Annotated in this window: 6 protein-coding genes; 5 read left to right on the forward strand and 1 reads right to left on the reverse strand. The window is 62.3% G+C overall.

Annotated elements, in window-relative coordinates; all coding sequences use genetic code 11:
- Window positions 1–114: 114 nt before the first annotated feature.
- The gene (locus PKE98_RS18165) at window positions 115–1,245 is read left to right on the forward strand and encodes a M14 family metallopeptidase (protein ID WP_271196736.1); all 1,131 of its coding nucleotides are present in this window, start codon (window positions 115–117) and stop codon (window positions 1,243–1,245) included.
- A gap of 89 nt (window positions 1,246–1,334) precedes the next feature.
- On the opposite strand, the gene PKE98_RS18170 is transcribed toward PKE98_RS18165, so the two are convergent.
- Window positions 1,335–1,511, reverse strand: a complete 177-nt coding sequence (locus PKE98_RS18170) for a hypothetical protein (protein WP_271196737.1) — start codon at window positions 1,509–1,511, stop codon at window positions 1,335–1,337.
- Window positions 1,512–1,651: 140 nt separating this feature from the next.
- Between PKE98_RS18170 and PKE98_RS18175 the strand changes: the two genes are divergently transcribed.
- The 4 genes from PKE98_RS18175 to hutH all read left to right on the forward strand — a co-directional run bounded on the left by PKE98_RS18175 (window position 1,652) and on the right by hutH (window position 6,348).
- Window positions 1,652–3,031: an MATE family efflux transporter gene (locus tag PKE98_RS18175; RefSeq protein WP_271196738.1), complete on the forward strand. Its 1,380-nt coding sequence runs from the start codon at window positions 1,652–1,654 to the stop codon at window positions 3,029–3,031.
- Window positions 3,006–4,067 (forward strand): sensor domain-containing diguanylate cyclase, encoded by a 1,062-nt coding sequence (locus PKE98_RS18180; RefSeq protein WP_271196739.1) that lies wholly within the window; start codon window positions 3,006–3,008, stop codon window positions 4,065–4,067. Before PKE98_RS18175 ends, PKE98_RS18180 begins: the two co-directional genes overlap by 26 nt.
- A gap of 36 nt (window positions 4,068–4,103) precedes the next feature.
- Window positions 4,104–4,562, forward strand: a complete 459-nt coding sequence (locus PKE98_RS18185) for a DUF2214 family protein (protein ID WP_271196740.1) — start codon at window positions 4,104–4,106, stop codon at window positions 4,560–4,562.
- A gap of 253 nt (window positions 4,563–4,815) precedes the next feature.
- Entirely contained in the window at window positions 4,816–6,348 is a 1,533-nt protein-coding gene (hutH, locus tag PKE98_RS18190) for a histidine ammonia-lyase (protein WP_271196741.1), read from the forward strand.
- Window positions 6,349–6,456: the final 108 nt, after the last annotated feature.

A 6,456-nucleotide genomic window follows, 5' to 3' on the forward strand; every position in this document is an offset into this window, starting at 1 on the left:
CGCTGCCTTGCACATTTGTGTCGCCTTCTGCGTTTGCAAGCACGCGATCACCTGCGAAGCTAGGTGCCATACGCCCGACGCTCCCAGGGCACTGCACAGATGTAGAGGCTCACCATGCAAATCAGCGCGCAATTTGACAGTGGCAACATTGAGGTCCACGACAGCAGCAACCCGCAGCACCCGCTGCTGAAAATGCGCAAGGACCTCAACAGCCACCACTTCCAGTGGTTTCACTTCAAAGCCGAAGACCTCACCCCCGGTGCGCGCTACGACTTCAGCATTACCAATGCGGGCGAGTCGGCCTACAACTGGGCCTGGGACGGCTATAACGCCGTTGCCTCCTACGACCGTAAAACCTGGTTCCGCGTGCCCAGCACCTACGCCAACGGCACCCTGAGCTTTGGCCTGGAAGTGGAACAGGCGCAGATCTGGTTTGCCTATTTCGAACCTTACAGCCGCGAACGCCATGACTGGTTGATCGACCAGGCGCTATTCAAGGCCGACGCCGAGCTGGTGGCGTGCGGTAAAAGCCTCGAAGGCCGCGATATCCAGTTGCTGCGCATCAGCCGCAACCCGCACGCCCAGCGCAAGGTCTGGATCATCGCCCAGCAACACCCTGGCGAGCATATGGCTGAGTGGTTCATGGAAGGGCTGATTGAGCGCCTCAAGCTGCGCGACGACGCCGAGATGGATGCGCTGCTGCGCCAGGCCGACTTGTACCTGGTGCCGAACGTAAACCCCGACGGCGCTTACCGCGGCCACCTGCGCACCAACGCCGCCGGCAAGGACCTGAACCGCGCCTGGCAGTCAGCCAACGAAGCGGAAACGCCGGAAGTGTTTTTTGTGCAGCAGCAAATGCGCAAGGTGGGCGTGGACTTGTTTCTGGATATCCACGGCGACGAAGAAATTCCCCATGTCTTCACGGCGGCCTGTGAGGGCAACCCCGGGTATACCTCGCGCATTGCCGACCTGGAAAACCGTTTCCGCCAACGCCTGGTGGCCCACGGTGCCGAATTTCAGACGCGCTTTGGCTACCCGCGCAGCGAGCGCGGCAAAGCCAATATGACCTTGGCCTGCAATGCGGTGGGTGAGGAATTCGATTGCCTGTCGTTCACCATCGAAATGCCGTTCAAAGACCACGACGACAGCCCCAATGCGCAAACCGGCTGGGATGGCAAACGCTCCAAGCAATTGGCCAAGGACGTGTTGAGTGTGACGGCGGGGATGGTCGGCGAGTTGCGCTGAAACCTTCGTTTGCAGCAATCGCGGCTCAAGCCGCTCCCACAGAGAACGGGCCCCCGTAGGAGCGGCTTCAGCCGCGATGCATTGTATTTCTAGCGCATCGAACTCAGCCACCCGGTATGCGGCACACACAGATCCTGCTTGCAGGACACCTGCGCCACCGGCGCGCCCTGGCGTGCCAACTCCACCCGCGCGGCTGCCGCGCCATATAAACCGCAGACCATCAGCAAACCAAACGCGATCAGACACTTTCTTGTTTTTATTGTCATGGCTATTACCTCTCGGAAACGGGTCCGTCGTTTCAGAGTAGGCCAGTCGCTGACGTTGTGAATGACCGTTTGGCTCTATTCAGGCGGTGTATAAGCCCCCATCGCGAGTTCTATACTGCGCCGCCAACAGGGAGCTAACGATGCTGCGCGAAGCCTGGGCCCATACGCCCACTCACCACCGTGTCTGGGCGCTGGCCGCCCCCATGATTCTGTCGAACATTTCCGTACCGCTGGTGGCATTGGTGGACAGCACGGTGGTCGGCCATTTGCCCCATGCCCACCAATTGGGCGCGGTGGCGGTGGGCAGCACGTTATACGTGATGATCGTCGGTATCCTCGGTTTTCTGCGCATGGGCACCACGGGCTTTGCCGCCCAGGCCAGCGGCCGCGCCGACGGCGGTGCGTTGCGGCAGGTGCTGATTAAGGGCCTGGCACTGGCCGCCCTGCTGGCGCTGACCTTGGGGTTGCTGGCCCTGCCCTTCGGCGACCTGGCGCTGGATTGGATGAACCCCTCTGCCGAGCTGGATGAGCAGACCCGCGCCTTCTTCCATACCCGCCTGTTCGGCTTGCCGGCGGCGCTGGCCAACTTCGCGTTGATTGGCTGGTTTCTCGGCACTCAGAACGCCCGCGCGCCGCTGGCGATTCTGCTGGGCACCAATGTGCTGAATATCGTGCTGTCGCTGTGGTTTGTGCTCGGCCTGGACTGGGGCGTGGTCGGCGCGGCGCGGGCGGCGGTACTGAGTGAATGGGGCGGCGCGCTGCTGGGCCTGGCGCTGACGGGCGGCGCGCTGCGTCGTTATCCCGGCCGTACCCAGTGGGCGGCGATGGCGCGCTGGGAGAGCTGGCGGCCGCTGTTGGCGGTGAACCGCGACATTTTTATTCGTTCGCTGGCGCTGCAAGGCGTGTTCTTTTTGCTCACCGTGCAGGGCGCGCGTCTGGGCGATGACACGGTGGCGGCCAAGGCCCTGCTGCTCAATGGCCTGCTGCTGACGGCCTACGCCCTGGACGGTTTCGCCCATGCGGTCGAGGCGCTATGCGGCCATGCCTTGGGCAGCCGGGATCGCCAGGGCCTGGTGCGCAGTCTGGTGGTGGCCGGCGGTTGGTCGCTGATTGCTAGCCTGGTGTTCGCGCTGTTTTTCGCTGTCGGCGGCCATCTCTTTATCGCCCTGCAAAGCGATATCCCCTCGGTGCGCAGCACGGCCGATATCTACTTGCCCTACCTGGCGTTGCTGCCCTTGGTGGCAGTTTGGAGTTACCTGCTCGACGGCCTGTTTATCGGCGCCACCCGCGCCCGGGAAATGCGCGACGCCATGTTGCTTAGCGTGCTGCTGGCCCTGCCGCTGGCCTGGTGGCTGCGCGATTATGCCAACCACGGGCTGTGGATCGCATTTCTGGGCTTTATGTTGCTGCGAAGCCTGTGTCTGGGTGTCTATGCTTACCACCTGACCCGCCACGACCAGTGGTTTGTTTCGCCTAACCCCGAAGGATCAGTGCATGCTCAGCCCGGAAATCCCAGTTAACGAACGTATTCGTCAGCAAGTGCTGGATAACCAGGAATTGCTGGACACCCCCGCCGACCCGTACCTCGATGTGCTGGTAAAAGTGGTGGGCGAAATGTTCGAGGTGAAGACGGTGCTGATCAGCCTGGTCGACCGCGATCGCCAGTGGTTCAAAGCGCGGCGTGGCCTGGACGTGCCAGAGACCCCGCGCAATATCTCGTTCTGCGGCCACGCCATCTTGCAAGATGACCTGTTCCTGGTCGAAGACACGCACCTGGATACGCGCTTCAGCGATAACCCGATTGTCACCAACCCGCCGTTTCTGCGTTTTTACGCCGGCCAGCCGCTGTATACCGAAAGCGGCCATGCGATTGGCACGCTGTGCCTGCTGCATCCCAAGCCCAAGCATCTGAGCAGTAAACAGAAACGACGGCTGAAAGACATGGCCACACTGGCCGAGGGTTACCTGAAGCTGCGCCATATGAGTGAGCACGCCAAGGAACTGCGCGCGGCCCTTAGCCGGGAACAACGCAAAGCCATGCTCGACAGCCTGACCCAGGTATGGAACCGCGCAGGCCTCGAACACTTTCTACCTCGGGAGCAAACCCGCGCAGAGGAGCGTGACCTGAAGCTGGGGCTGCTGTTCTGCGACCTGGATTACTTCAAACGGGTCAACGACCAACACGGCCATGACGCCGGCGACAAGGTGCTGTGGGAGTGCGCCCGGCGTATCACCGCTGCCGTGCGCCCGCAGGACATCGTCACCCGCAGCGGTGGCGAAGAATTTGTGGTGTTGACCCAGGTGCACGATGAAGAAGAGTTGCGGCGTATTGGCGAGCGCATTCGCACCTCGGTGGCCCGCACGCCTATCGAAGCTGGCGAGGTGGAACTGGAGCTGACCATCAGCGTCGGCTGCGCCCTGGCCGACGCGCAGGAAAACCCCGAGCGCGCGCTCAAACGCGCGGACAAAGCGCTGTACCACGCCAAAGGCAATGGCCGGAACCGGGTGGAGTTCAGCGCCTACGAGGGCAAAAAGACGTACGACGCGCTTAACTGAACCGCGCAAAAAACCTGACAAGCCCGAGGAACCACCATGGCCGCCGCCATTGCCGCGTACCTGCACTACCTGTCGATTTTTCTGCTGTTCGCCTTGCTGACCCTGGAACACCAGCTGTTCAAATTGCCGCTGGACCTGCCCCGGGCACGCAGCCTGGTGCGCATCGACATCGCCTACGGCGCCACAGCCGGCCTGGTGCTATTGACCGGTGCGGCGCGAGTGCTGTGGTATGGCAAAGGCCTGGATTACTACCTGCACAACAGTGTGTTTCACGCCAAGTTCGGGTTGTTCATTCTGATCGGGCTGGTGTCGATTGTGCCGACCTTTGTGTTTCTCAACTGGCGCAATGCGCTCAAGGCCGGCGAGGTGCCGCAGGTGAGCGCCAAGCAGGCCAAGTGGGTGACGATGGTGATTAGGCTGGAGCTCTTGGGCCTGCTGGTGCTGCCGTTGTTGGCGGCGTTGATGGCGCGGGGGTATGGCGTGATCGCGCCCTGAGTAAGTGCGCGCAGAGCCCCTCACCCTAGCCCTCTCCCGCAGGGAGAGGGGACCGGATCAAGGTTTTTACATCTATTGAGCAGTGCAGCCCTCGCCCACGCCTCGCTCATCAACGCTGCATATCAACCACACTGCATAAGCGGCTGCATCTTTGATGTGAACCCAGCCTGCTCACGTGCAATTTGCCTAACCTGTATATACAAGTGTATATAGGTGCTCGTTACCTTTACCGGCACTCTTCAGGACCACTCCTATGTCGCACCCACTGCTTCTTCAGCCAGGCCTGCTTACCCTCGACCAACTGCGCGCGATATATCAGCAGCAGTGCCCCGTGGAACTCGACCCGGCGGCCAAGGCAGTGGTCGACACCAGTAACCGCACGGTGCTGGAAATCATCGATAACAAGCGCACGGTGTATGGCATCAACACCGGGTTCGGCCTGTTGGCGCGCACCTCGATCCCGACCGAGTCGCTGGCCAAGCTGCAACGCAACCTGCTGCTTTCGCATTGCACAGGTACCGGACCGCTGCTGGATGACGCCAGCGTCGGGCTGATCATGGCACTCAAGGTCGGCTCGCTGGCCCGAGGCTTTTCCGGCATTCGCTGGGAGGTGATTCAAGCCCTGACGGCGCTGTACAACGCCAAGGTGTACCCCTGCATTCCCTCGCAAGGCTCGGTGGGCGCCTCGGGTGACCTGGCGCCGCTGGCGCATATGTCGGCGGTGCTGATCGGCGTCGGCCGTGTGCGCCATCAAGGCCGTGAAATGGATGCCGTGGAAGGCCTGGCCATTGCCGGGCTGAAACCAATGGTGCTGGGGCCGAAGGAAGGGCTGGCGCTGATCAACGGCACCCAGGTGTCCACCGCCCTGGCGCTGCGTGGCCTGTTCGCCACCGAGAAACTGTTTAGCGCCGCCGTCGTGGCCGGCAGCCTGAGCGTCGAAGCCTTGAAAGGCTCGGCCGTGCCGTTCGACCCACGCATTCAGGCCGTACGCGGTCAAGCTGGGCAGATCGATGTGGCCGCCTTCTACCGCGAGCTGTTGGGCAGCACCAGCGAGATTCGCGAATCCCACGCCGACTGCACCCGCGTGCAAGACCCCTACTCCCTGCGCTGCCAGCCACAGGTGATGGGCGCCTGCCTGGACCATATGCGCTTTGCTGCGCAGATATTCCTGCGCGAAGCCAACGCCGTTTCCGACAACCCGTTGGTATTTAGCGCCGATGGCGACGTGCTGTCGGGCGGCAACTTCCACGCCGAACCGGTGGCCATGGCCTCCGACGTGCTGGCCCTGGCGATTGCGGAAATCGGTGCGCTGTCGGAGCGACGTATCGCCCAGCTCGTAGACCCGGCGATGTCCGGCCTACCGGCTTTCCTGGTGAAAGAAGGCGGCCTCAATTCCGGCTTTATGATTGCCCAGGTCACGGCGGCCGCCCTGGCCTCGGAAAACAAAACCCTGGGTCACCCGGCGTCCATCGACAGCCTGCCGACTTCGGCCAACCAGGAGGACCACGTGTCCATGGCCACCTTCGCCGCCCGCCGCCTGCTGGATATGGCCGGCAACAGCAGCGCGGTAGTGGCTATCGAATTGCTGGGCGCAGCCCAGGGCGTGGAGCTGCATGCGCCGCTGAAAACCTCGCCGCTGCTGGTGGAAGTGATTGAATTGGTGCGCAGCGAAGTGGCGCATTACGACGAAGACCGCTACTTCGCCCCGGATATCGCGGCGGCGCGGGCGTGGGTTGAAGGTGGGGCGTTTGGGCGTTGGTTGGCGTTCGAGCGGCTCTACGCCTGACCCGTCGCCTTGTAGATACCGTCTTGCCCATCAGTGGGCAAGCGCCTTTTGCACATCGAAGGGTTGTCCCGATTTGAGTACACCATAGGCGATGTGCAGCAGCTTGCG

This window comes from Pseudomonas turukhanskensis (assembly GCF_027922365.1).
GTDB lineage: Bacteria > Pseudomonadota > Gammaproteobacteria > Pseudomonadales > Pseudomonadaceae > Aquipseudomonas > Aquipseudomonas turukhanskensis.